The organism is Methylobacterium sp. Leaf111, from assembly GCF_001423285.1.
GTDB lineage: Bacteria > Pseudomonadota > Alphaproteobacteria > Rhizobiales > Beijerinckiaceae > Methylobacterium.
Genome location: NZ_LMNE01000023.1, coordinates 60,110 through 84,767, shown reverse-complemented (window position 1 = coordinate 84,767; position 24,658 = coordinate 60,110). Strand labels below are relative to the sequence as shown.

Genomic DNA, 24,658 nt, shown 5'->3' with positions numbered 1-24,658 from the left:
ATCAACGCACGAACCGCTGCTCTTAATCCAGCCGCGGCGTGTGGACGCGCATCAACGGTAGGTCGCCTCGAGATCGAGGGTGCAGGTTCGGCCGATCTGCTCGTAATTCTCGGCGATCCAGGCCTGAGCCGCACCATGGCCCTTGTCTCGCAGGCGCTCGAACACCCGCCAGCGGGCATCGAGGCGCGAGGAGGCCTGGTACTCGTCGAGGGCGCCCGTGCCGTCGATGCGGTGGACGTACTGCGACTGGTACTCGCCCCGGCCGAGCACGCCCTCGGCGATGAGGTGGTCGACGAAGTCGATCGCGCGCAGTTCGCGCATGAGGTTGGCGTTGAAGGTGATCTCGTTGAGCCGGTCCTGGATCTCCTGCGGCGTGCGCGGGGTCTCGCGGCGCTCCACCGGGTTGATCTGCACCAGGACGATGTCGCGGGTCTCGGCCCCGCGATAGAGGGGATAGAGCGGCGGGTTGCCGAGATAGCCGCCATCCCAGTAGGGCACGCCGTCGATCTCCACCGCCTGGAACACGGTCGGCAGGCAGGCAGAGGCCATGAGGTGATCGACGTTCAGCGCCTCGCGCTCGAACACCGCGAGCTTGCCCGTCCAGACATTGGTGGCGGAGACGAACACCGCAGCGGTCTCAGCGGCGCGCAGGCGCTCGAAATCCACCTGGGCGGCGAGCACCTTGCGGAGCGGATTGTAGTTCAGCGGGTTCGAGGTGTAGGGGCTGGTCTTCAGGGCCCGGCTCCAGAACTCCGCGATCGGATTGTTCGACCAGAACTCGAACAGACCGCTGAAGGCGCGGCGCTGAGCCGGCCAGAAGTCGCCATCGAGGCTGACCTCGCGCCAGAACCGCTCCAGGGCCCGGCGAGCGCCCCCGGGCCCGTCCTCGAGCCAGCCATCGACCATCACGACGGCATTCATCGCCCCGGCGCTCGCCCCGGTGATCGCCTCGAAACCGAGGCGCCCGTCCTCGATCAGCGCATCGAGCACGCCCCAGGTGAAGGCGCCGTGCGCGCCGCCGCCCTGAAGGGCGAGGGCGACGGTCTTCTCCGCATGCGGACCCGCCATCACACGGGTCTTGGCGGCGGGCTGCATCCGCAGGTCCCGTTCGACCGGGACGTCGATGAGCGAATCGACCGTCGGCTGCTGATGCGGATCAAGCATGCGGATCTCCCAACGTTTATGCTGCAGCGCAATATATGATGCCGCAAGGCCACAAACAGGCGGGAAGATGCAGTGGTTCCCTGTCCGTGACGCAGCCCTGCCACCCGGACCGGTCCGGAAACTCGACATCGCCGCCCGGATGGGACATGGGAGAAGCCGAATACGATCAGCGTGTTCGCTGTGCCATCCGGAATGCCCGGTGACGCAGCGGACTTGACGCCCGCCCGCCGTCATCTCAGCTAAACGATCGAGGGCGTAGAGTTTGCGGCATCGGAACGCCGCCCCCGGTCCGGACCGGCCCGATCGGAGGCTCCCGGTCGGCGGCGGACGTTCCTCGGAGCGCACAGTCAACGATGGACATCATGGACGCGACCCCCGTCAACCCGATCAGCGGCACCGGCCCCGAGATCGCAGGCCCGAGCCCACGCCACCGCACGGTCGGCGTCACCATCGGATCCGGTGAGGGCGCGGTCACGGTAGGCGGCGGTGCACCGATCGTCGTCCAGTCGATGACCAACACCGACACCGCCGACATCGACGGCACCGTGGCCCAGGTGGCCCAGCTCGCCCGGGCCGGCTCGGAGCTCGTGCGCATCACCGTCGACCGGGACGAGGCGGCTGCCGCCGTGCCGAAGATCCGCGAGCGTCTGGACCGCATCGGCGTGCACGTGCCGCTGGTGGGCGACTTCCACTACATCGGCCACAAGCTCCTGTCCGACCATCCGGCCTGCGCCGAGGCGCTGGCCAAGTACCGGATCAACCCGGGCAATGTCGGCTTCAAGGAGAAGAAGGACACGCAGTTCTCGACCATCATCGAGCAGGCGATCCGCTACGATAAGACCGTCCGGATCGGCGCGAACTGGGGCTCCCTCGACGAGGCGCTGCTCACGCACCTGATGGACGAGAACGCCCGCTCGGCCCGGCCAATCGACGCCCGCGCGGTGATGCGCGAGGCCATGGTGCAATCGGCCCTCAGCTCGGCCGAGCGCGCGGTGGAACTCGGCCTGTCCCAGGACAAGATCATCCTGTCGGCCAAGGTCTCGGCGGTGCAGGATCTCATCGCGGTCTATCGCGAGGTGGCGCGCCGCTCCGACTTCGCCATCCATCTGGGTCTCACCGAGGCCGGCATGGGCTCGAAGGGCCTGGTGGCCGCCTCCGCCGCCATCGGCGTGCTGCTGCAGGAAGGCATCGGCGACACCATCCGCTACTCGCTGACCCCCGAGCCGGGCGGCGACCGCACCGTGGAGGTGAAGGCCGCGCAGGAACTCCTGCAGACCATGGGCTTCCGCACCTTCGTGCCCCTCGTCGCCGCCTGCCCGGGCTGCGGCCGCACCACCTCGACCACGTTTCAGGAACTCGCCCGCGACATCCAGAGCTGGATCGTCAACTCGATGCCGGAATGGAAGAAGGCCTATCCGGGCGTCGAGGGGCTCAACGTCGCGGTGATGGGCTGCATCGTGAACGGCCCCGGCGAATCGAAGCACGCCGACATCGGCATCTCCCTGCCGGGCACCGGCGAAACCCCCACGGCGCCGGTCTTCATCGACGGCAAGAAGGCCATGACCCTGCGCGGACCGACCCTCGCCAAGGATTTCGAGACCGTGGTGACCGACTACATCGAGCGGCGCTTCGGCACGGGTACCCGCACCGCCGCCGAGTAGCCTCCTGACGCGCAGCTACCGGACGCGATCCGGACTCGAACCCCGATGAGCGGCAACCGCGCCCAGGTTGCCGTTCTCGCGTGCTGCGCCGCATGATAGCGTGAACGCGACCGTCCCCTGCCGCCCGACCCCGTCGGGACGGCCCCGGCGTTCTCGCGCGCGACCAAACCCGCGCCGCGAGACGTTGGGCTCGCCACGAGCCTCGATCGAGCCGAATGACGCAAACCGCCCCTTCGAGCGCGCCCGCCGCCAAACCCGACGGCGCCGGTGCACCTCCGGCCGCCGAGGCCTCGCCCGAGACCGCCCGGGCCCACGGCCCGGCGGGCCTGTGGACGCTGGTCCTCGGTTCCGTCGGGGTTGTCTACGGCGACATCGGGACGAGCCCGCTCTACGCCTTCCGCGAGGCCCTGGTCTCGGCGCGGGCCGACGGCATCCTGCTGCGCGAGGAGGTGCTGGGCGTCGCCTCGCTGATCCTGTGGGCCCTCGTCCTCATCGTCACCATCAAGTACGTCGTCATCCTGCTGCGGATGGACAACAACGGCGAAGGCGGCATCCTCTCGCTGATGGCACTGGCCCGCACGGCGCTCGGCGGCTCCCGCGTGGTGTTCATGTTCGGTCTGCTTGGCGCCTCGCTGTTCTACGGCGACGCCATCATCACGCCGGCAATCTCGGTGCTCTCGGCGGTGGAGGGCCTGAAGCTCGTCACCCCGGCCTTCGATTCGTACGTGCTGCCGATCACCATCGCGATCATCGTGCCGCTGTTCCTCATCCAGGTGCGCGGCACCAGCAAGGTGGCCTCCTTCTTCGGCCCCGTGATGGTGGTGTGGTTCGCCGCGATGGCGCTCGCCGCCCTGCCCCACATCGCTGCCAACACCGACGTGTTCTGGGCCCTCAACCCGTACTACGCGGTGCATTACCTCCTCGGGCACGGCACCGGCGCCCTGGTGGCGCTCGGCGCGGTGTTCCTGGCGGTGACGGGGGCCGAGGCCCTGTTCGCCGATCTCGGCCATTTCGGCCGCCGCCCGATCCAGATCGCCTGGCTCGGCCTGGTCGGTCCCTGCCTCGTGCTGAACTATTTCGGCCAGGCGGCCCTGGTGCTGTCGAAGCCCGACACCACCGATCCGTTCTTCCAGCTCGTGCCCGAATGGGGCCTGCTGCCGATAGTGCTGCTCGCCACCGCCGCCACCGTCACGGCGAGCCAGGCCGTCATCACCGGCGCCTTCTCGCTGTCGCGCCAGGCGATCCAGCTCGGCCTGCTGCCGCGCCTGGAGATCCGCCACACCTCCGAATCGCATTCGGGCCAGATCTACCTGCCGCAGATCAACGCGCTGCTGATGGTCGGCGTGGTGATCCTGGCGGTTCTGTTCCGCTCCTCGGCGGCCCTGGCCTCTGCCTACGGCATCGCCGTGACGGGCACGATGCTGATCACCGCCAGCCTCGCCTTCCTGGTGCTGTGGAAGACCTGGAAATGGTCGCCCTGGGCCGCCGGCCTCGCAATCCTGCCCTTCGCGGCGGTGGAGTTCCTGTTCCTCCTGTCGAACATGCTGAAGGTGTTCGAGGGCGGCTACGTACCCCTGCTGTTCGCCGGTGCCCTGATCGTCATGATGTGGACCTGGGTGCGCGGCGTCGGGATCCTGATCAACAAGACGCGCAAGACCGACGTACCGCTCACCGAGCTCGTCAGCATGCTGGAGAAGAGCCCGCCGCATCACGTCCGCGGCACCGCGGTGTTCCTGACCAGCGACCCCTACATCGCCCCGGCCGCCCTGCTGCACAACCTGAAGCACAACAAGGTGCTGCACGAGAAGAACGTGGTGCTCACCGTGGAGACCGTGGACACGCCCCGCGCCGCCGAGGTCGACCGTATTCACATCGAGCCGATCGGCCCGCACTTCCACAAGGTGGTGATGAAGTTCGGCTACATGGAGACGCCGAACATCCCCCGGACCCTGACGCTGCTGCGCAAGCAGGGCTTCAAGTTCGACATCATGGCGACGTCGTTCTTCCTGTCCCGCCGCTCGATCCGCCCGGCCGCCCATTCGGGCATGCCCCTGTGGCAGGACCGAATCTTCATCACCCTGGCCAAGAACGCCAACGACGCCACGGACTTCTTCCAGATCCCCACCGGCCGCGTGGTCGAGGTCGGGACCCAGGTGACCGTGTAGGGACCGTGCCGAAGGCGGCCTCCCGGTCCGAAGGGCCGCGACGGGCGGGTTTTCCGACATTCGGGCGAAGCGCCCACCGCAGTGAGCGGATCAGGTGGCTTCGGAGGGCGGCACCTGGCTCATGCAACGGCGGATGGCTGCGGCGCCGTCGTCTCCGCCGGTCGGCCCGGCGCGGTCTCGCGGATTCCACCACGAAGCGCCAGATCGATGGGCCCGTCGAGCACGGGCAACGGCGCAGCCAGCCGAGGCGCGGGACGCGCGTAATAGGACCTGAGCAACGGTGTCCGATCGCGCAGGTGCGCTTCGACGCGATCGTTCAGGCGTCCGACCGGACCCGTCAGCGCATCGAAGCCCCCAGTGAGGGCACGGACGATCGCACGCGTGCACGCCTTTGCGAGATGGGCGACCGGCCGAACCATGCTCATCGCGACCTGCGGTAAAGAGAAGGTGCGATTTCAGATAGGGTGGCGGCCCCGTTAATCTCCGCGACCGAAAGCGGCACGCAAGGCGCCGGAACCGAGGTCCGTCGGGAATCGGCCCACGGCTCGCGGCGGTTCCTTGGGGGCCGGCTCACGGCCTTGGCAGGTTGAGGACGGGCGGCGGGATCAGCGGCTCAGGAGCCAGGGCGGCCGGCGTCAGGGCGACGCGGCTGTGGGCGGCCTTCGGTGCCCTGGCCGCGGGTGCGGGCTTCTCGTCGACGGTGGCCCGCACCGTACGGATCGGGGCCGCACGATGGTCCGACACCGAGGCGGCCGGGGTCGCGCGGGCAGCCGCGGTCTGGACCGGGGCGGGGATGGGGGCGGCCGCGGGGGAAACCGGAGCCGCGACCACGGGCATCGTCGGCGCCGCGGGGGCCTCGGCCGAGGCGAAGGCGAGCGCGGGCGACGTGGCCTGCTCCACGGCGCCGGGCTTGCGCTTCTCGTAGAAGGCGTTGCCGCCGGCCACCGCCACGTAGTGCATGTTGTTGTAGGGGAAGCGCAGGCCGGCCGTGTGGAAGTACATCGCTCGCCCGACCTTCGGGTGGCGCTGGCCATCGAGGACGGCATCGGTCACCTCGGCGACCTTCTGCAGGCTCTTGTCGTCCATCTTCTTCGTCAGGACACCGGGGGCGAATTGCCGGGGCTGGCCAACCACCGAGCAGATCCCGCCATTCGGAAAGGCGGCGGCCTCGAGCCGGTTCATGACCACCGTGCCGACGGCGAGCAGGCCTTCGGCGTCGCTGCGATTCGACTCGAAGTACATCGCCCGACCGAGACAGTCGCGCTCTTCATCGGTGACGGACACCGGCTTGGCTGCGAGCGTCGAACCCGTCATTTTGGGTGCACCCGCATAGGTATTGCAACCACCGAGACCAGGAACCGCCAGGAGGAGACCAAGTAGAGGCAGCGTCGTCGCCGATCGGGTTTCCTGCATGCCGTCTCGCTCCACTCCCTCAAGCGTATCCATATGGCTTGACCACCAAATGGGTTCGTTTCTGGGCAGGGGCGGCGATTTCGAGGCGGCGGGTCAGGCCTCGCGGTCGTAGCGGAAGGCATCCGCCACCCGCGGCATCCCAATCCGATCGTAGAAGCTGACGGCCCCGGGGGCGGCCGTCAGCAGGAGCGAGGCCTGCGGCCCGACTGCCGCTCGGGTGGCGGCGAGGAGGCCGCGGCCGATCCCGAGCCCCTGCGCGGAGCGGCTCACCGCGAGGTCCGAGAGATAGGCGCAGAACACGAAATCCGTGAGCGTGCGCGCGACGCCGACGAGGTCGTCGTCCCGCCGGGCGGTGACGACGAGATCGGCCTGCGCCAGCATCCGGGCCAGGCGCGGCAGGTCGTCGGTCGGGCGGCGCACGGCGAGTCCGGACTCGATCAGGACGCGGCGGAACTCCGCCGCGTCGAGGTCCGGCTCGATGCCGTAGGCGACCGCCGGTACGCTCAGGCCGTCAGCGTCCCGTGGCAGTGCTTGTACTTCTTGCCCGAGCCGCAGGGACAAGGTTCGTTGCGCCCGACGCGGCCCCAGGTGGAGGAATCGTCCGGGTTGCGCTCGAGAACGGCGGTGTCCGTGGCCATCTCGCGTGCGGCGTAGCCGTAGGCGGGACCCGCGCCGCCGTCGCTACCCGTACCGGTGCCCGCCATCTCGTTCTCACCGGTGACGGGATCGAGGTGCTGGGCGAACATCGGGGGCAGGCCGGGTGGGGCGAAGGGGTTGTCGGCGCCCTCCACGGGCGGCTCCTCGTACATGATCTCGATGCGCGAGAGCTGCTGCGTCACCTGCTCGCGCAGGGCGGCGACCAGGCTGTTGAACAGCTCGAACGCCTCGGACTTGTACTCGTTGAGGGGATCGCGCTGGGCGACGCCGCGCCAGCCCACCACCTGGCGCAGGTGGTCGAGGGTGACGAGATGCTCGCGCCAGAGGTGGTCGAGAGTCTGCAGGAGCACCTGCTTCTCGACATAGGTCATCACCTCGGGCGTATTCTTCTCGGTGCGCCCGCCATAGGCCTCGTCAGCGGCCTGGCGCAGGCGGTCGCGCATCTCCTCATCGGCGATGCCCTCCTCCTTGGCCCAGTCCTCCACCGGAACGTCGAGGTTGAGCACCGTCTGGACCCGCTCGCGCAGGCCCTCGATGTCCCACTGCTCGGCGTAGGCGTTCTCGGGCACGTGCACCGCCACGAGGTCGTCGACGACGCCGTGGCGCATCTCGTCCACGGTCTCGCGCACGCTGTCCTGGCCCATGAAGTCGCGGCGCTGCTCGAACACGACCTTGCGCTGGTCGTTCATGACGTTGTCGTACTTGAGCACGTTCTTGCGCATGTCGAAGTTGCGCGCCTCGACCTTCTGCTGCGCCTTCTCGATGGCCTTGTTGATCCAGGGATGGATGATCGCCTCGCCCTGCTCCAGGCCGAGGCGGGTCAGCATGCCGTCCATGCGGTCGGACCCGAAGATCCGCATCAGGTCGTCTTGGAGCGACAGGTAGAACTTCGAGCGGCCGGGATCGCCCTGGCGACCGGAGCGGCCACGCAGCTGGTTGTCGATTCGGCGGGATTCGTGGCGCTCGGTGCCGATGATGTAGAGGCCGCCCGGCAGGGCGACCTTGCGGCCCGCAGCCGGGTCGGCCGCCTCGCCCGAGGCCAGCACCTTGTCGCGGTTCTCAGCGATCTCGGCCTTGATCGCCTCGATCTTCGCGTTGCGCTCCGGCCCCTCGGGCACGCTGGCAAGCTCCTTCTCCACGCGCATCTCGACGTTGCCGCCGAGCTTGATGTCGGTGCCGCGCCCGGCCATGTTGGTAGCGATGGTGATGGCGCCGGGCACGCCGGCCTCGGCGACGATGTAGGCCTCCTGCTCGTGGAAGCGGGCGTTGAGCACGGCGAAGCGCTTCGTCACCCGGCCTTCGCGGGCAGCGGCGTAGACGTCCGTGAGGGCGTTGGGGTCCGAGTAGTCGAGCTGGCGGAAGCCTGCCTTGACCAGCATCTCGGCCAGGTGCTGCGACTTCTCGATCGAGCCGGTGCCGACCAGGATCGGCTGGTGGCGCGCATGCGCCTTCTCGATCTCGGCGATGATGCCGTCGTACTTCTCGGCCACCGTCCGGTAGACCTCGTCGTCCTCGTCGACGCGCTCGACCTCTTTGTTGGTCGGGATGTCGACGACCTCAAGCTTGTAGATCTCGGCGAACTCGTCGGCCTCGGTGGAGGCCGTACCGGTCATGCCGGCGAGCTTGGAATAGAGGCGGAAGTAGTTCTGGAAGGTGATCGAGGCCAGCGTCTGGTTCTCGGGCTGGATCGTCACCCGCTCCTTGGCCTCGAGCGCCTGGTGCAGGCCTTCCGAGTAGCGCCGGCCCTGCATCATGCGGCCGGTGAACTCGTCGATGATCACCACCTCGTCGTTCTTGACGATGTAGTCCTTGTCCAGGGTGAACAGGGTGTGGGCGCGCAGGGCCAAGTTCACGTGGTGGACGAGGCTGACGTTGTGCGCGTCGTAGAGGTCGCCCTCCTTGAGGAGATCAGCCCCGCGCAGGAGGTCCTCGACGAACTCGTTGCCGCTCTCGGTCAGCGAGACCGTGCGCTGCTTCTCGTCGAGATCGTAATGCTCCCGCTCGAGATGCGGCATCAGCGCGTCGACCGAGACGTAGAGCTCGGAGCGGTCGTCGACCGGGCCGGAGATGATCAGCGGGGTCCGGGCCTCGTCGATCAGGATCGAATCGACCTCGTCGACGATCGCGAAGTTGTGCCCGCGCTGGGACAGCTGGCTGAGCTCGTACTTCATGTTGTCGCGCAGGTAGTCGAACCCGAACTCGTTGTTCGTGCCGTAGGTGATGTCGGCGGCGTAGGCCTCCTTCCGCTGGCCGTCGTCGAGCCCGTGCACGATGGTGCCGACGGTGAGGCCGAGGAAGCGGTAGACCCGGCCCATCCACTCCGCGTCGCGGGCGGCCAGGTAGTCGTTCACCGTGACCACGTGGACGCCCAGCCCCGAGAGGGCATTGAGGTAGACCGGCAGGGTCGCCACCAGGGTCTTGCCCTCGCCGGTGCGCATCTCGGCGATTCCGCTCTCGTGGAGCACCATGCCGCCGATGAGCTGCACGTCGAAGTGGCGCTGGCCGAGCACGCGCTTGGCCGCCTCGCGCACGGTGGCGAAGGCGGGCACGAGGATGTCATCGAGCGTCTTGCCGGCGGCGAGCTCGGCCTTCAGCATGTCGGTGCGGGCGCGGAGCTGGTCGTCCGAGAGCGCGGCGACCTGCGGCTCCAGGGCGTTGATCTCGGCCACACGGGGACGATAGCCCTTCACGCGCCGGTCGTTGGACGAGCCGAAAATCTTCTTGGCGAGGGCACCGAGCATCGTGAACCTACGGTCGATCGAAAAGTCTGAAGGCGAATGTTGGCCGGGCTTATAGAGGTAAACACGGGCCGGCGCATCCGAAAGAGCCGGCCCGCGTCCACACCGGGGTATCGGGTGGGGCCGGATCGGCGCGGGGCAAGCGGAGGACGCCGAGTGGCCGCATGCCCGGAGGGGCGCTGAGCTGGCTTTGACCCGGCCAACGCGGACGCGCCGCGTTTCGATCCGGGGCGTGATTCGCCCGCGCGAACCCCGTGGGCCGGATTCGGCGCCGGGGTGCCGCGGCCCCGGTTCTCATGGTCTCAGTCCTCATACGAAGGATCCGGGCGCGCGTGTCCGGGCCGCTCGCGGGATCTCCCCGCATCGTGATCGCCCGACGCACCCGTCGCCGCGACGGGAGAGGGAACGGCGTGAGGGTGCGTCGCGTGCGCGGCGAACGGGCGCCTGGATTCGGCCGCTCGACGCTGCGGCCGTGCTTGCCATCGGGGGGTGCACGCGCCACCTGATGACGCGGCCAATCCGCGGCCCCCGGCCGCACCTCGCTCGACCGCCCCCTGCGACGACCTCCGACCGGCCCCGTGCCGGGACGTGGGCGGCGCTCCCAAGGACGCCTCCATGACGATGATCAAGTCCCTTTCGCGCTCCGGACTCCTGCGCACGGGCCTCCTGCGCACAGGCGCCGTCGCCCTGGCGCTCGGCCTGCCGCTGGCCTCGGCCCGGGCACAGGCGCCGGCCGCCCCGGCACCGGCCGCAGCACCCGTCGCTCCCGAGACCGTGGTGGCGAAGGTGAACGGGGCGCCGATCACCGTGGGAGACCTCGCCATCGCGGCCGAAGATCCCGCCCTCTCTCTGCCCGGCGTCGACGACGCCCAGAAGAAAGCTCTCCTCGTCGACTACATGATCGACCTCAAGGTCGGGGCCCAGGCGGCCGAAGCCGCCAAGATCGGTGATTCGCCGGATTTCCAGCGCAAGCTCGCCTACTTCAAGGACAAGCTCCTCCTCGACGAGTACCTGGAGCGCGAGGCCAAGAAGGCGGCGACGCCGGAGGCGGCCAAGGCCCTCTACGACCAGACCGTCAAGGCGATGAAGCCCGAGGAGGAGGCCCACGCCCGCCACATCCTCGTGGAGAGCGAGGACGAGGCCAAGAAGATCGCGGCGCGGATCAAGGGCGGCGAGGACTTCGCCCGGGTCGCGGCCGAGGTGTCGAAGGATCCCGGTTCGAAGACCGAGGGCGGCGACCTCGGCTGGTTTACCAAGGAGCGCATGGTCGCTCCCTTCGCCGAGGCCGCCTTCAAGATGAGCCCGGGGCAGGTGTCCGATCCGGTCAAGACCCAGTTCGGCTGGCACGTGATCAAGCTCGAGGAGAAGCGCACCAAGCCGGTCCCGACCTTCGATGAGATGAAGGAGCAGGTGGACCAGTACCTGACCCGCAAGGCGCAGCAGGACCTGATCCTGAAACTGCGCGAGGGGGCCAAGATCGAGCGCACGGCGGCCGCTCCGGCCGTGGCGCCCGCCCCGGCTCAGAAGGCGCCGTAACCCGCCTCAGGCGACTCGCCCTGCCTCAGGCGACTTGCCCTGCCTCAGGCGACTTGCCCTGCCTCAGGCGACTTGCCCTGCCTCAGGCGACTCGGAGCAGCGGGTGCGGTGCGGGCTCGGTCCGCCCGCGCCCGTTGTGCTTGGCTTGGTAGAGCGCTGCATCCGCCCGGCTGAGTAGGGCATCGAGCCGGCGTCCCGACGCCACGGCGGCGGAGCCCTCCTCCGGCACCGCCAGACCGATGCTGACGCCGATCGCAAGGTGCGGCAATTCCGGCACGGCGATCCGGGCCACGGCGCGACGCAGGAACTCGGCCTTGGTCAAGGCCTCCTCCGGGGTGAGTCCGCGCAGGAGGCAGGCGAATTCCTCGCCGCCCATCCGACCGAAGATCGCGGAGCCCGGCAGCAGCGCCGACACGGCGTGGCAAAATCCGACGAGGACGCCATCGCCCACCGCGTGGCCGTGCCGGTCGTTGATGCGCTTGAAGTGGTCGAGGTCGAACAGGAGCAGGGTGATGGTACCGCCCTCCCCCAGCGCAGCCTCGGCCCGGGCCACGAAGGCGCGCCGGCTGAGGATGCCGGTGAGCGCGTCGGTGTCGGCAGCGAGGCGCTGCAGGCGCTCCGCGCGCTCCTTCGTCAGCGACATGAACACGAAGGCGATCGCCAGGGTGAAGAGCATGCCGGCGAGGCACAGGATGGTCAGCCAGGGCGTCTGCAGCGGATTCGGTTTGGTCTGCGGCGGCGCGACGAGTGCGAGGGGCACGCGGATCCAGTAGGCGAAGGTGTAGATCAGCAGCAGGGCAACGCCGGGATAGCGCGACACCAGAGGTTCGGCCCGGGCCCGCCAGATCTCGCGAGCGGCCAGCAGGCAGAAACCTCCCGCGAGGCTCGAGGCCAGCATCACCCGGGCGGGAACCGAGGCGAAGAACGCCGGGACCAGGCAACTCGTCCCCCAGAGCGCGATCGCCACTGCGATCGGTGCGAAGCGGGCGCGCCGTCCCTCGAACGCGCGGGTCCCGGTCCAGATCAGGCCGTAGGCCCCGATCATCACGCCGTTGGCGACCCCGATCGAGACCCAGTCCGGAATCATCCCGCGCAGGGACAGCAGGGCCGAGGCCATCGCTCCGGTGATGTGGGCGATGCCCCAGATCGCCAGGGCGTGGACGTGGCGGGCCTGGCTCCAGGACAGCAGAAACAGGCTGCCGACCAGAAAGGTCAGGATCACGGTCACGAGCAGAAGGGTCGAGGCATCGAGCAGCATCGATCGGTTCCGCCCCCTCGCTCGTTCAATGATCCAGAAGCCGCTCGCCCCTTCGGGACGGCGGACCAGCGTCCGAAGCTATTCTATACGATCATGGTTACCCAGATCTGGACGTCCGAGGCCCGTCGACGACCTCCGCGGATGGCGGGTCGTCACGGCTCCACCTTGCGCAGACCGGGACCGAGCGGCGTGATCCGGAGGGCGGTGATCCGGTTGCGGGCCTTGCGCAGGACCTGGAAGCGGAAGCCGTGGAAGTTGAAAGCTGTCCCGGTGTCGGGAATCGCCCGGGCCTCGTGGATGACGAGCCCCGCGATGGTGGTGGCCTCGTCGTCGGGCAGGTCCCAGTCCATGGCCCGGTTGAGGTCGCGGATCGGCACGCTGCCGTCGGCATGCACCGAGCCGTCGCCCTGGGCCCGCACCCCGGAGACGGTGACGTCGTGCTCGTCGGCGATGTCGCCCACGATCTCTTCGAGGATATCTTCCAGGGTCACGAGGCCCATCACCTCGCCGTACTCGTCGACCACCAGGGCGAAGTGGGTCTTCTTGGCGAGGAAGGCCTTGAGCTGGTTGCGCAGGGAGGTGGTGTCCGGCACGAACCAGGTCTCCAACGCCAGGGCCTCGACCTTGAGACCGGCGGCGTCGCCGCCAGCGGCGTCCAGCGCCCGGAGGAGATCCTTGGCGTGCAGCACGCCCACGATGTTCTCCGTCGTGCCGCGCCAGAGGGGCATGCGCGTGTAGGGCGAGGCCAGCACTGCGCGCACGATCTCCTCCGAGGGCAGGTCGACATCGATGGTGCGCATCTTGGTGCGGTGGACCATCACCTCCGAGACGGTGAGGTCCGACAGGTCGAGGAGACCGCCGAGCATGTCGCGCTCGGCCTTGGCCACGCCACCCTCGCGATGGAGCAGGGCGACCTGGCCGCGGATCTCGTCGGTGGCCGACAGGATGGTCTGGCGCTCGCCGATCCGGACGCCGAAGGGACGGAGCATGCCGCGCACCAGGGCCTCGATGGCGAGCGCCGCCGGCCCGAGCAGGGCCACCGCGAAGGCCACCGGCCGGGCCATGACCAGGGCGGCGCTGTCCGGCTTGTTGATCGCGAGGGTCTTGGGCAGCACCTCGGCGAAGATGATGACCAGGACCGACATCACCCCGGTGGCGTAGAGGATGCCGCTCTTGCCGAAGAGGGTGGTGAGCACGCCGGTGGTGAAGGCCGAGGCGCCGATCGCCACGATGTTGTAGCCGATGAGCATGGCGCCGATGAAGCGCTCGCGGCTCGCCATGATGGCGTTGACGAGGCGCGCGCGCGCATCGCCGGCATTCTCCAGGGCCAGCATGCGGGCCCGGGAGGCCGCCGTGAAGGCGGTCTCGGCGCCGGCGAAGAAGGCCGAGAGCAGGAGCGAGATGACCACGATGCTCGCGGCCAGCCAGAGATCGGTATGGGGTTCCATGCGTGCGCTGCCGGAGGATGTCGTCAGGTCGAGCCGGTACTTACCACGGCGCGGGCCGGGCCGTTCACGCCCCGTCGGTCCCGGCGATGAGTTCCTTGATGCGTCCGGCGAGCGACTCCATCACGAAGGGCTTGGTCAGCACCTGCATGCCGGGCGCGAGGTATCCGTTGCCCAGCACGGCGTTCTCGGCGTAGCCGGTGATGAACAGCACCTTCAGGCCAGGGCGTACGACCCGGCCTGCATCGGCCATCTGGCGGCCGTTCATGCCGCCGGGCAGGCCGACATCCGTCACCAGGAGGTCGAGCCACACGTCCGATTCGAGCACCTTGAGGCCCGCCGCCCCGTCCGCCGCCTCGATGGCGGTGTAGCCGAGATCCTCCAGCACCTCGGTCGCGAGCATCCGCACGGTGGGCTCGTCGTCGACGATGAGAACGGTCTGGCCCTGCTCGGCCCGGGGTGCGTTGCCGAGGTCGGCCTCCCCGTAGTGGCGGGGCAGGTAGAGGCATACCGTCGTGCCCTGGCCGACCTCCGAAGAGATCCGCACCTGGCCGCCCGACTGACGGGCGAAGCCGTAGAGCATCGACAGGCCGAGGCCGGTCCCCTCGCCCAGGGGCTTCGTCGTGAAGAACGGATCGAAGGCGCGGGCGATCACCTCCGGCGTCATGCCGGTGCCGGTATCGGTGACGCACAGGGAGAGGAATTGCCCCGGCTCCAGGTCCCGCTCGCGGGCCGCGCGGAGATCGAGCCACTTGTTGGCCGTCTCGATGGTGATGCGGCCGCCCTCCGGCATGGCATCGCGGGCGTTGATGCAGAGGTTGAGGAGGGCGTTCTCGAGCTGGTTCGGATCGACCAGGGCGGTCCAGAGACCGGCTGCGCCGACCACCTCGATGGTCACCGCCGGCCCGACCGTGCGGCGCACCAGCTCCTCCATGCCGGCGATGAGGCCGTTCACGCTGGTGGGCCTGGGGTCGAGGGTCTGCCGGCGCGAGAAGGCGAGGAGGCGGTGCGTCAGGGCGGCGGCACGCTTGGCCGCGCCCTGCGCCGCGTTGATGTAGCGATCGAGGTCTGTGTGATCCGTCCCTGCGCCATGCGGACCTGAAGCAGTTCGAGGCTGCCGGAGATCCCCGTGAGCAGGTTGTTGAAGTCGTGGGCCAGTCCGCCGGTGAGCTGGCCCACCGCTTCCATCTTCTGCGCCTGGCGCAGGGCCTTCTCGGTCCGGCGCTGGTCGGTGATGTCCCGTCCGATGACGGTGAAGGTCTCTCCGTCGGGAGCCGCCGTCCACATCACCGTGCGCCGGTCACCCGCCTTCGTGAAGACGCGGTCGACGAAGCCGGTCACGGTCTCGCCCCGCGCGAGACGGCGGACCACCTCGGCCGTCTCGGCATGGTCGGCCGGATCGATCAACGCCGCGAAGGGCCGGCCGAGCAGGGCGTCCTCGTCCCAGCCGAGGGTGCGGCCCCAGGCCGGGTTGATGGTCTTCAGGTAGCCGTCGAGCCCGGCGGTCCCCATCAGGTCGGTGGTGGTCTCCCAGATGCGGTCGCGCTCGCGGGTGCGGCTCTCGACCTGGCGCTCCAGGCTGCTGTTCAGGCGCGCCAGTTCGGCGCTCGTGACCTTCTGGTCGTCGATGTCGGTGCTGGTGCCGACCCAGCGCAGGATGGTGCCGTCGGCCGCCCGGATCGGCTCGGCCCGCACCAGGAACCAGCGATAGGCGTCGTCGTCGCGGCGGATGCGGAACTCGTCGGCGTAGGGCCGGCCGTCTTCGAGGCAGGCCTCCCAGGCCTCCACCGCCGCGCGGTCCGCGGGGTGGACGAGGGCGGCCCAGGCCGCGCCGCGGACCCCGTCGAGGGCGGGGCCGCAATAGGCGGCGCAGGCGGCGTTGAACCAATCAAGGGCACCGGTGGCGGAGACCGCCCAGACGTGGATCGGGACCGCCTGTGCGAAGGCGTGGAACTGCGCGTCGCTCGCCCGTCGCGCGGAGGTCGCGCGGCTGCGCTCGGTGGCCGCCCGCACGCGCTCGGCGACGTTGCGCATGAAGGCAAGCTCTTCGGGCGACCAGGACCGGGCGGTGGCATGGTTCAGATAGAGAAGCGCGACGAAGCCGCCGTGCTCAGTCAGCGGCATGTTGACGAAAGAGTGCGCGTTGATCGCCTTCAAGGCCTCGGCGCCGGAGGCGGTGCGCGAGTCGGCGTCGGCATCGCTGCAGATCACGGTCTCGCCGCGCTTCAGATCCTCGATGTAGGAGCCGTAATCGCGAAAGTGCAGGGTCCCGGCAAGGCTCCGGATGCCGGGGGCGTTCCAGTCGCGCTCGATCAGGATGGTCTCCGCCACGGCGTCGATGGTGCCGTAGCCGGCCCGGCTGACGCCGAGGGTGGTTCCGAGGATTTCCGCGGCCCCGTACGCGATGGCGGCGGTGTCGTCGAGGTCGCGCAGGCGGTCTCCGAGTTCGGCCACCGCGATCCGCCGGGCCTCGGCGGCGCGGCGCTCCTCGACGTCGATGGCGAGGACGAAGAAGCCCTCCACCGCGCCGGCCTCGGTCCGGCGCGGGATGTACTGGATGGCGCAGGCTCGGAGGCGAGCGTGGCCGTCCGGCAGGACGCCGTCGCGGGCGATGGTCTCGCCGGCCAGCGCCCGGTCCATGTCGGAGCGGTGCTGCGCGAAGATCTCGGGGCCGAGCACCTCGCGGGCGGGGCGACCGACCAGGGTGTCGACGCCGCGCCCGAACCAGGTCTTGTAGGCGCGGTTGTTGAACCGGTGGGTTTAGTCGCGGTCGAGATAGGCCACGAGCACCGGCAGCGCGTCGGTGATGAGGCGCAGCTCCGCCTCGCGCTGTGCCGCCGTATCGCCGCGCAGGCGGGCGAGCTCGGCCTCCAGCGCGGCGATACGGCGATGCAGGTCCTCGGTCCTGGGATCGCTCAGGCGGCGCTCAGTTCGGCATCCAGGAAGGCGCGGACCTCGGCGCCGTCGATGCCGGGCGCAATGAAGCTCTGGCCGATGCCGCGCGCCAGGATGAAGGTCAGCGCGCCGTCGCGGACCTTCTTGTCCTGCGCCATCGCCGCCACGAGGGCGTCGGCGTCGCCGCAGCCGCCGGGCACCGCCTGGAGCCGGGTCGGCAGGCCGGCGAGCCCGAGGTGGTTGGCGACGCGGCCCGCGTCCTGGCCCGGGCACAGGCCGAGGCGGGCGGAGAAGCGGAAGGCCAGCGCCAGCCCGATCGCCACCGCCTCGCCGTGGACGAGGCGGGCGGACTCGTAGCCGGTCAGGCGCTCCAGGGCGTGCGCGAAGGTGTGGCCGAGGTTGAGCAGGGCCCGCTCGCCGTCCTCGCGCTCGTCGCGCACCACCACGCCGGCCTTGGAGCGGCAGCAGATCGCCACCGCCTCGTCGCGCTCCGGCCCGCCCGCGAAGATGCCGGCCCAGTGCGCCTCGCACCAGTCGAAGAAGGCGGCGTCGTTGATGAGGCCGTACTTGGCCACCTCGGCGTAGCCCGCCCGCATCTCCCGCTCCGACAGGGTGTCGAGGGTGGCGGTGTCGGCGAGCACCAGGCGGGGCTGGTGGAAGGCGCCGATGAGGTTCTTGCCGTGGGGCGAGTTGATCCCGGTCTTGCCACCGACCGAGGAATCGACCTGGGCAAGGAGGCTCGTGGGCGCCTGCACGAAGCGCACGCCGCGGCGCAGGGTGGCGGCCGCGAAGCCCGCGAGGTCGCCGACGACGCCGCCGCCGAGGGCCACCACGAGGTCGTTGCGCTCGACCTTGTGGGCGAGGAGCCCGTCGCAGACCGCCGCATAGGTGGCATAGGATTTCGAGGCCTCGCCCGGGGCGACGGTCACGAGGCCCGAGCGCAGGCCCGCCGCCGCGAGGCCGTCCTGCAGGCGCGCGCCGTAGAGGGCGGCCACGTTGGTGTCGGAGACGATCACCGCCGCCTTCGCCCCGAGGGCGGCCACGTGCCGGCCGGCCTCGTCGAGGAGGCCGCGTCCGATCAGGATGTCGTAGGCGCGCCCCTGGTCGAGGGGAACGGCCACGGTGAGGCGGTCGGTCACTGGGCTGCGATCCCGGTCTGCGAGGGGCGGTTCAGGTAGGCGTCGAGTGCTTCCATGACGTCCTGCACGACCCGGTCGTGGGCGACGTCGCGGGAGATCACCTCCACGTCGGCCGTGGCGTAGACCGGATGGCGCTGGGCCATGAGCTGGCGCAGGGTCTCCTCCGGGTCCTCGGTCTGGAGCAGCGGGCGCCCGCCGCGCTTGCGCACCCGGCGCATCAGCACGTCGAGCTCGGCCTTGAGCCAGATCGAGACGCCGCCCTCGGCGATGCGGGCGCGGGTGGTTTCGCGCATGAAGGCGCCGCCGCCGGTGGCGAGCACCAGGGGCCCCTCGCGCATCAGGCGGGCGATGACCCGCTCCTCGCCATCGCGAAAGCTCGGCTCGCCGTAGATCGCGAAGATGTCCGGGATCGTCAGTTTGGCCGCCGTCTCGATCTCGTTGTCGGCGTCCTTGAACATCAGGCCGAGGCGCGTGGCCAGGCGCCGGCCGACGGTGCTCTTGCCGGCGCCCATGAGGCCGACGAGCACGATCGACCGGTGACCGAGGGCCCGGCGCAGGCGCAGTTCGATCGGCTCGCCGGCGGCGGCGGCCGGCGGTTCACCCGGGGGCGGGACGCCGCCCTGAGGAGGGACTTCGGTCATCAGGGACATCTACACATCGTTGGGCGGGTCTTAGCGCGTTTTACGGTGGGGGCGAAGCACCCGGGACGGCGCGCGCACCGGAATGCCGCGCCGCCTGTGGCCGCGAAGTCATTGCCTTCGGCGTCGGCCCGTGATGCAACCCCAAGCTTGTCGTCAGCCACATCCGGCACCTGAAGCCGTCTGGCCCCCGAGGCGCGCTCACGTTCCCAGCGCCGCACGATCGAGGTTCGTCCGAGTGCCGACCCTGTTCCGTTTCCTCGCCACCCTCGCCATCCTGGCCGGGCTCGCCTTCGCGGGGATGTTCGCGCTGGCGACCTTCGTGGTGCCGACGCCGCGCGAGATGAGCGTGACCATCCCCGCCTCGAAGCTCCAGCCGCCGAACCGGTGACGCGGGCACCAACCCCTCCTCCGAACCGGGCCGCCAAGATTCCTGCGGCCGAGATGCCTGCGGGCGAGATCCCCGCGGGCGAAATGTCCGCGGGCGACGTCCTGATCCGCGATTACCTCGATATGCTCGCCGCCGAGCGGGGCGCGGCCGCCAACACCCTCGCGGCCTACCGGCGCGACCTCGCCGACTACCTCTCCGCCCTGGCGCGGGGCGGGCACGACCCCGTCGCGATGGAGGCGGCTCCCGTGCGGGCCTACCTCGCCGACCTCGAGACGCGCGGCCTCTCGGCCGCCTCGGCGGCCCGACGCCTGTCCTGCATCCGGGGCTTCCACCGCTTCCTCTACGCCGAGGGCTTGGCCGAGGACGATCCCAGCGCCCCGATCGGCGGCCCGCGCCGGGTCCGGGCCCTGCCCAAGGTGCTCTCGGTGGCGGAGGTCGACCGGCTGCTGGCGGTGGCGCGCCAAGGGGCGACCGGCCAAGGGACGACAGAAGATGGCGCGGCCGGTGATGGGGCGGCGGCGCGTGCGCGGGGCACGCGCCTGCTTTGCCTGATCGAGCTCCTCTACGCGACGGGCCTGCGCGTCTCGGAACTCGTCGCCCTGCCCCGGGCGGCGGCCTCCACGAAGGAGCGCTACCTGGTGGTCAAGGGCAAGGGCGGACGCGAGCGGCTGGTGCCCCTCACGGAGATCGCCCGGAGCGCCATGCGCGACCACCTCGCCCACCTGCGCGCCGATGGCCCCTGGCTGTTCCCCGCCGACAGCGAGAGCGGGCACCTGACCCGGCAGTCGTTCGCCCGCGATCTGAAGACGGTGGCGACGGCGGCCGGCCTCCGGGCGGACCGGGTCAGCCCGCACGTGCTGCGCCACGCCTTCGCGAGCCACCTCCTGCAGAACGGCGCGGACCTGCGCATCGTCCAGGAGCTTCTCGGCCACGCCGACATCTCGACGACGCAGATCTACACCCACGTCCTCGACGAGCGCCTGAAGAGCATGGTCCGCGACCTGCATCCGCTGATGGACGCGTGAGACCCGGCGGCGGCACGGGGCCGTCGCCGGACACCCCAGGCCTGGCTGACGACCCGGAAGGGCGCCTCAGCCCTCCGCCTCCTCATGCAGGGTGTCCTCGATATAGAGCTGCGCCAGCAGCACCTTGGCCACCGCCATCAGCGGCAGAGCCAGGGCGATGCCCCACAGGCCGAAGATCACGCCGAGCACGAGCTGCCCGGCGAAGATCGTGGCCGGGGGGATGTCGAGGGCCTGCTTCTGGATGAAGGGCGTCAGCCCGTAGCTCTCCAGGGTCTGCACCGCCAGGTAGACGCCGAGGGCCCCGAGGAGCGCGGTGGTTCCCGAGGCCAGGGAGGCCAGCAGGATCACGACGCCGGCGATCAGCGGTCCGATGGTCGGGATGAAGGCGAGCAGCCCGGCCTGGAGGCCGAGGATGAGGGCGCCGCCGATGCCCAGGAAGGCGAGGCCCGCCCAGGTGCAGACGAAGATCACCGCCATGGTGATGAGCTGGCCGAACAGCCAGTGGCGCAAGGTCTCGCCCATGCCGTCGAGGAGGGCGGTGGCGCGGTCCCGGTGCGCCGGCGGCACGAAGCGCACTAGCCCGTCCCGGTAGGCGCCCGGATCCGCCGCCACCGAGAGGCCGAGGAAGATGATGACGAGGGCGTTGCCCAGCGCGCTGAACAGGCCGATCACCACGGTGGCCGCCGGCCCGAGCACGCTGCCGGCATCCGATAGCAGTGAGCCGGGGCTCTTCATCGCCCCCGAGGCGAGGCCCGCGAGGCCGCCCGACTTCTGGCCGGAGGCCACGGAATCGTCGTTGCGCTGAGGGCCCGAATCCCCTCCGCCGCCGGATTTCGCATCACCGCCGCCGGGGGCGACGGCCTTGCTCTCGCTGTCCTTGCTCTCGCCGCCCTTGTTTTCACCGCTCTTGTTTTCGCCGCCCTTGCCCGGGGCGATCTCGGGCACGTCGATGCCGTAATCCTTCAGCCGGTCGCGCACGGTGCCGGCCTGGGACGCCACGGTCTGGCCGAGGTCCCGCCCCTGCTGCACGATCGTGGCGCCCCCGAAGGCGATGAGGGCGAGGGTCAGGCCGGCGAGCACGAGGCTGACGAGGCTGAGGCGCAGGCCCCGGCTTCCCGGCAGGACCTTGCCGAGAAGCCGCGTCAGGCCGTCGAGGAAGACGCCGAGCAGGATGCCGGCGAAGACGAGGAGCAGCGTCGAGGCCGCCATCCAGGCGAGCGCCAGGACGGCGATGAAGGCCACGACGGCGATGCCGGAGACGGCGAGGGACCAGCGGCGCGGGCGCGGGCCGGCGGGCTCCTCGCTGAGGAAGGGAATGGCCATGAACGGTGTGAGCTCCTGGCATGCCGGGTCTGGCACGCGGATTTCGGAGGGGTCTCCGGGCAGGCCCGGCCGCGCTGCGCCCGGCCCATCCTGCGGGAGGATGTCGCCAGTTCAGCTTGGGTTCCGCCGCTTGGTGCCGTGACCGGCCGGCATCCGCGCACCGCTAGCGCGGGGCGCCGGCTTCCTGATCCCAGCGCGCGGCGGCGTGGTCGTCGGCCTCCGTCGCCTCGACCCAGCCGCCCGTGGTGCCGTCGGCGAGGTGCTCGCGCTTCCAGAACGGGGCCCGCGTCTTGAGGTAATCCATCAGGAAACTCGCGGCCTCGAAGGCGGCGATCCGGTGGCTGGACGCGGTGACCACGAGGACGATGCCCTCCCCCGGGGCGACGAGGCCGTGGCGATGGATCACGCACACGCCCTGGAGCGGCCAGCGCGCGCGGGCGGTCTCGACCACCCGGCCGATCTCCGCCTCGGCCATCCCGGGATAGTGCTCGAGCTCGAGTCCCGTGAGGCGACCGCCCTCGTCGCGGCACAGGCCCGTGAAGGTGACGATGGCTCCGGCGCTGCCGCCGAGATCGCGGGTGAGCCGGGCGATCTCGGCGCTCGCGTCGAAGGGTGCGCTCTGGATGCTGACATCGGACATGGGCTTCCCCGGGCTGGCCTCGGAACGGCGGGTGGGAACAGAGCGGGCGGGTACAAGGAGAGTGAAGGAGGGAGGTGGAAACAGGCGGTCGAAACCAGGGGTCGGGAACCGGGGCTTGGGCGGACCGCGTTCGGGCGGTACACCCTTGACGAGGCCCGGCGAACCTGCCCTCACGGGCACGGGCGCTCTATGCCCCCGAACGCCCGGCGACACCACCGGGATGCGAAGGACATTTTCGCTGTGACCCCAGAGCTGATCCTGCCCCATGACGGCGTCCTGCCGGTGTTCTCGGCCCGTCCGGTCTGGTGCGGCCGCGCGAGCACGGTGATCGGCGACGCCACCCTCGGCGCCCAGGCCTGGCTCGGCGACCACAGCGTGATCCGCGCCGACGGCGACCGGATCGTCATCGGCGAGCGCTTCTGGCTCGGCCACCGCTCCACCGTCCACATCGCCACCAACACCTATCCGACCCTGATCGGCGACCGGGTGACGGTGGGCCGCAATGCCGTGGTGCATGCCTGCACCGTCGGCTCGGACGTGGTGATCGAGGACGACGCCATCGTGCTCGACGGGGCGAGCGTGGAGAGTGGCGTGCTGATCGAGGCGGGGGCCACCGTCTTCCCGCGGGCGCACCTCGCCGCCGGCTTCGCCTATGCGGGCAGCCCCGCCAAGCCGGTGCGGGCGATCAGCCTGCCGGAGATCGCCGAGCAGGCGGAGCGCCTGCGCGAGGCCTCCGGCGACCTGCCGGCCCCGCCGGCCGCCGATGAGCCGGAACACGATCCCAGCGTCTACGTCGCCCGCACCGCGCGCCTGCGCGGCCGGATCGCCCTCGGGGCCGGCTCCACGGTGCTGTTCTCCTGCGACCTCCACGCCGAGGTCGGTCCCATCGTAGTCGGAGCCAACACCAACATCCAGGACAATACGGTCATCCGGACCCGGGGTGAGGGCGTCGTCCTGGGACGCGACACCACGGTCGGGCACAATGTCCGCCTGTCCGACTGCCGCATCGGCGCGCGCGGCCTCATCGGCATCGGCTGCGTCGTCGCCCCCGGCACCGTGATCGCCGACGACGTGCTGCTGGCCGCCGGCGCCACCACCGACCCGGGCCAGCTCCTGGAGGGCGGCCATCTCTGGGGCGGGCGCCCGGCCCGCATCCTCGGGCCCCTCGATGCCGAGAAGCGCGCCATGATGGCCCGGGTGATCGAGGGCTATGTGGCCCACGGCGTGGCCTATCGGCAGGCGGAAGCGGCGCTGCCATAGCCCCTCCAGGCCCAGAAGATCGGCACGGTGGCAGGTATTACCGCGCTGCTCAGGCCGCCGCGACAAGATCGGCGACCGGTCTCATCCCTGCATCACATGGAAAATGGGTACAGGGACGCATCGAAATTTTTGGGAACGCCTTGCACCGAGCCGACGTTGTTCGGCCCTAGTTGCAGTGGTGCAAGGAGTTCTTCATGAAAGCCGTCTCGCTCGCCCTCGCCAGTACGTTCGCCCTGACCACGATCGCTTTCGCTGCCGGCAGTGGTCCGGGATCCGCGAACAACGCACCGGGACAGGAGATGCAGCAGAACGGGTCTCAGTACGGCTCCCCCGGTGCCTCGGGTTACGCGCCCGGCCAGGAGAAGGGCGCGACCACGGGCTCGACCAGCCACTCGGGCATGGGGTCCCATGAAACCGGGGCCGGCACCGCGTCGGGCAGCACCGGCATGAAGTCCGGCGCCGGCAGCCGCTGACTCTGAAATCAGGAAGGGCCCGGGACGTGCCCCTTTTCGTGTCCTGGCGATCGTGGGCACCGCTCAGGCGGCGCGCACGGTGGCCAGGAAGCGCTGGACCTCGGCGCTGAGGTGCTCGGACTGGCGCGAGAGCTCGGAGGMGGCGCCCAGCACCTGGGCGGCGGCCGCGCCGGTCTCTTCGGCCGCGCCCGCCACGCCCGCGATGTTGGCCGTCACCGCCCCCGTGCCCATCGCCGCCTGCGCCACGTTTCGTACGATCTCCTGGGTGGCCGCCCCCTGCTCCTCCACCGCCGCCGAGATCGAGGTGGCGACACCGCTGATCTCGCGGATGCGCGCCGCGATCCCGTCGATGNACGATCTCCTGGGTGGCCGCCCCCTGCTCCTCCACCGCCGCCGAGATCGAGGTGGCGACACCGCTGATCTCGCGGATGCGCGCCGCGATCCCGTCGATGGCCGCCACCGCCTGGCCCGTCGAGCCCTGGATCTGGCTGATGTGCTCGCCGATCTCCTGCGTGGCCCGCGCCGTCTGGTTGGCCWGCTCYTTGACCTCGGCGGCCACCACCGCGAAGCCYCGGCCCGCCTCGCCGGCCCGCGCCGCCTCGATGGTGGCGTTCAGCGCCAGCAGGTTGGTCTGCCCGGCGATCGAGGTGATCATCGTGACCACGTCGCCGATGCGCGCCACGGCCGTGTTCAGGGTCTGCACGAAGGTGGCGGTCTGAGCGGCCTCSGCCACGGCGGTCTGGGCCATGGCGGCCGAGCTGCCGACCTGGCGGCCGATCTCCTGCACCGAGGAGCCGAGTTCCTCGGCCGCGGCCGCCACGGTGTTGACGTTGGCAG

Annotated in this window: 18 protein-coding genes and 3 pseudogenes; 7 read left to right on the top strand and 14 right to left on the bottom strand. The window is 70.3% G+C overall.

What is annotated here, in order from left to right:
- Positions 1-51: 51 nt before the first annotated feature.
- Positions 52-1,164, bottom strand: coding sequence for a patatin-like phospholipase family protein (locus tag ASF41_RS13405; RefSeq protein WP_056493937.1), 1,113 nt, complete (start codon positions 1,162-1,164; stop codon positions 52-54).
- A gap of 353 nt (positions 1,165-1,517) precedes the next feature.
- Here ASF41_RS13405 and ispG point away from each other — a divergent pair, with 353 nt between their 5' ends.
- Both ispG and ASF41_RS13395 read left to right on the top strand, forming a co-directional pair.
- Positions 1,518-2,825: a flavodoxin-dependent (E)-4-hydroxy-3-methylbut-2-enyl-diphosphate synthase gene (gene ispG, locus ASF41_RS13400; RefSeq protein ID WP_056351993.1), complete on the top strand. Its 1,308-nt coding sequence runs from the start codon at positions 1,518-1,520 to the stop codon at positions 2,823-2,825.
- 215 nt (positions 2,826-3,040) lie between these two features.
- Positions 3,041-4,990: a potassium transporter Kup gene (locus ASF41_RS13395; protein WP_056493934.1), complete on the top strand. Its 1,950-nt coding sequence runs from the start codon at positions 3,041-3,043 to the stop codon at positions 4,988-4,990.
- Positions 4,991-5,560: 570 nt separating this feature from the next.
- On the opposite strand, the gene ASF41_RS13390 is transcribed toward ASF41_RS13395, so the two are convergent.
- The 3 genes from ASF41_RS13390 to secA all read right to left on the bottom strand — a co-directional run bounded on the left by ASF41_RS13390 (position 5,561) and on the right by secA (position 9,801).
- Positions 5,561-6,304: a cell wall hydrolase gene (locus ASF41_RS13390; RefSeq protein ID WP_244479651.1), complete on the bottom strand. Its 744-nt coding sequence runs from the start codon at positions 6,302-6,304 to the stop codon at positions 5,561-5,563.
- Between the two features lie 192 nt (positions 6,305-6,496).
- On the bottom strand, positions 6,497-6,958 hold the full coding sequence (locus ASF41_RS13385) for a GNAT family N-acetyltransferase (RefSeq protein WP_407067290.1): 462 nt from the start codon (positions 6,956-6,958) through the stop codon (positions 6,497-6,499).
- Positions 6,907-9,801 (bottom strand): preprotein translocase subunit SecA, encoded by a 2,895-nt coding sequence (secA, locus tag ASF41_RS13380; protein WP_056493921.1) that lies wholly within the window; start codon positions 9,799-9,801, stop codon positions 6,907-6,909. The genes ASF41_RS13385 and secA overlap by 52 nt, the downstream gene beginning before the upstream one ends.
- A gap of 612 nt (positions 9,802-10,413) precedes the next feature.
- Here secA and ASF41_RS13375 point away from each other — a divergent pair.
- Positions 10,414-11,334 (top strand): peptidylprolyl isomerase, encoded by a 921-nt coding sequence (locus ASF41_RS13375; protein ID WP_056493917.1) that lies wholly within the window; start codon positions 10,414-10,416, stop codon positions 11,332-11,334.
- An 82-nt stretch (positions 11,335-11,416) separates the two neighbouring features.
- Here ASF41_RS13375 and ASF41_RS13370 read toward each other — a convergent pair whose 3' ends face one another.
- The 6 genes and pseudogenes from ASF41_RS13370 to ASF41_RS13350 all read right to left on the bottom strand — a co-directional run bounded on the left by ASF41_RS13370 (position 11,417) and on the right by ASF41_RS13350 (position 18,712).
- Positions 11,417-12,592, bottom strand: a complete 1,176-nt coding sequence (locus tag ASF41_RS13370) for a diguanylate cyclase (protein WP_056493914.1) — start codon at positions 12,590-12,592, stop codon at positions 11,417-11,419.
- 152 nt (positions 12,593-12,744) lie between these two features.
- Positions 12,745-14,040 carry an HlyC/CorC family transporter gene (locus tag ASF41_RS13365; protein WP_056276201.1) on the bottom strand — a complete coding sequence of 432 codons (1,296 nt, stop codon included), beginning with the start codon at positions 14,038-14,040 and terminating at the stop codon, positions 12,745-12,747.
- Positions 14,041-14,104: 64 nt separating this feature from the next.
- Positions 14,105-16,035 (bottom strand): annotated as a pseudogene (locus tag ASF41_RS26125) (PAS domain S-box protein); the annotation flags it as partial.
- Positions 16,036-16,104: 69 nt separating this feature from the next.
- A pseudogene (locus ASF41_RS26625) lies at positions 16,105-16,740 on the bottom strand (PAS domain-containing protein); the annotation flags it as partial.
- A 212-nt stretch (positions 16,741-16,952) separates the two neighbouring features.
- Complete coding sequence (gene aroB / locus ASF41_RS13355) at positions 16,953-18,071, bottom strand: 3-dehydroquinate synthase (protein ID WP_056493911.1); 1,119 nt, start codon at positions 18,069-18,071, stop codon at positions 16,953-16,955.
- Complete coding sequence (locus ASF41_RS13350) at positions 18,068-18,712, bottom strand: shikimate kinase (protein WP_056211803.1); 645 nt, start codon at positions 18,710-18,712, stop codon at positions 18,068-18,070. The genes aroB and ASF41_RS13350 overlap by 4 nt, the downstream gene beginning before the upstream one ends.
- Positions 18,713-18,947: 235 nt before the next feature.
- Between ASF41_RS13350 and ASF41_RS13345 the strand changes: the two genes are divergently transcribed.
- Both ASF41_RS13345 and ASF41_RS13340 read left to right on the top strand, forming a co-directional pair.
- A complete protein-coding gene (locus ASF41_RS13345; RefSeq protein WP_055946764.1) occupies positions 18,948-19,100 on the top strand; it encodes a hypothetical protein in 153 nt (50 codons plus the stop codon).
- An 83-nt stretch (positions 19,101-19,183) separates the two neighbouring features.
- Positions 19,184-20,125 (top strand): site-specific tyrosine recombinase XerD, encoded by a 942-nt coding sequence (locus tag ASF41_RS13340; protein WP_056494199.1) that lies wholly within the window; start codon positions 19,184-19,186, stop codon positions 20,123-20,125.
- A 66-nt stretch (positions 20,126-20,191) separates the two neighbouring features.
- Here the strand turns inward: ASF41_RS13340 and ASF41_RS13335 are convergent, their stop codons facing one another.
- Complete coding sequence (locus ASF41_RS13335; RefSeq protein WP_056493908.1) at positions 20,192-21,448, bottom strand: AI-2E family transporter; 1,257 nt, start codon at positions 21,446-21,448, stop codon at positions 20,192-20,194.
- 163 nt (positions 21,449-21,611) lie between these two features.
- Complete coding sequence (locus tag ASF41_RS13330; protein WP_056211581.1) at positions 21,612-22,088, bottom strand: molybdenum cofactor biosynthesis protein MoaE; 477 nt, start codon at positions 22,086-22,088, stop codon at positions 21,612-21,614.
- A gap of 240 nt (positions 22,089-22,328) precedes the next feature.
- On the opposite strand from ASF41_RS13330, the gene ASF41_RS13325 reads away from it, so the two are divergent.
- Together ASF41_RS13325 and ASF41_RS13320 are read left to right on the top strand one after the other, a co-directional pair.
- Positions 22,329-23,348, top strand: coding sequence for a gamma carbonic anhydrase family protein (locus ASF41_RS13325; protein ID WP_056493905.1), 1,020 nt, complete (start codon positions 22,329-22,331; stop codon positions 23,346-23,348).
- Positions 23,349-23,542: 194 nt separating this feature from the next.
- The gene (locus ASF41_RS13320) at positions 23,543-23,821 is read left to right on the top strand and encodes a hypothetical protein (RefSeq protein ID WP_056493901.1); all 279 of its coding nucleotides are present in this window, start codon (positions 23,543-23,545) and stop codon (positions 23,819-23,821) included.
- Positions 23,822-23,884: 63 nt separating this feature from the next.
- Here the strand turns inward: ASF41_RS13320 and ASF41_RS26120 are convergent.
- Together ASF41_RS26120 and ASF41_RS26115 are read right to left on the bottom strand one after the other, a co-directional pair.
- Positions 23,885-24,173: pseudogene (locus ASF41_RS26120) on the bottom strand (methyl-accepting chemotaxis protein); the annotation flags it as partial.
- Position 24,174: 1 nt separating this feature from the next.
- Positions 24,175-24,658 (bottom strand): methyl-accepting chemotaxis protein (locus ASF41_RS26115; RefSeq protein ID WP_244479660.1); only part of this gene is annotated, 484 nt, incomplete at both ends.

Coding starts and splice junctions, on each gene's coding strand:
- ASF41_RS13350 (WP_056211803.1), bottom strand. CDS start 18,712: ATGACCGAAGTCCCTCCTCAGGGCGGCGTCCCGCCCCCGGGTGAACCG.
- ASF41_RS13320 (WP_056493901.1), top strand. CDS start 23,543: ATGAAAGCCGTCTCGCTCGCCCTCGCCAGTACGTTCGCCCTGACCACG.
- ASF41_RS13395 (WP_056493934.1), top strand. CDS start 3,041: ATGACGCAAACCGCCCCTTCGAGCGCGCCCGCCGCCAAACCCGACGGC.
- ASF41_RS13365 (WP_056276201.1), bottom strand. CDS start 14,040: ATGGAACCCCATACCGATCTCTGGCTGGCCGCGAGCATCGTGGTCATC.
- ASF41_RS13370 (WP_056493914.1), bottom strand. CDS start 12,592: ATGCTGCTCGATGCCTCGACCCTTCTGCTCGTGACCGTGATCCTGACC.
- ASF41_RS13390 (WP_244479651.1), bottom strand. CDS start 6,304: ATGACGGGTTCGACGCTCGCAGCCAAGCCGGTGTCCGTCACCGATGAA.
- ASF41_RS13375 (WP_056493917.1), top strand. CDS start 10,414: ATGACGATGATCAAGTCCCTTTCGCGCTCCGGACTCCTGCGCACGGGC.
- ASF41_RS13340 (WP_056494199.1), top strand. CDS start 19,184: ATGTCCGCGGGCGACGTCCTGATCCGCGATTACCTCGATATGCTCGCC.
- secA (WP_056493921.1), bottom strand. CDS start 9,801: ATGCTCGGTGCCCTCGCCAAGAAGATTTTCGGCTCGTCCAACGACCGG.
- ASF41_RS13335 (WP_056493908.1), bottom strand. CDS start 21,448: ATGGCCATTCCCTTCCTCAGCGAGGAGCCCGCCGGCCCGCGCCCGCGC.
- ispG (WP_056351993.1), top strand. CDS start 1,518: ATGGACATCATGGACGCGACCCCCGTCAACCCGATCAGCGGCACCGGC.
- ASF41_RS13405 (WP_056493937.1), bottom strand. CDS start 1,164: ATGCTTGATCCGCATCAGCAGCCGACGGTCGATTCGCTCATCGACGTC.
- ASF41_RS13330 (WP_056211581.1), bottom strand. CDS start 22,088: ATGTCCGATGTCAGCATCCAGAGCGCACCCTTCGACGCGAGCGCCGAG.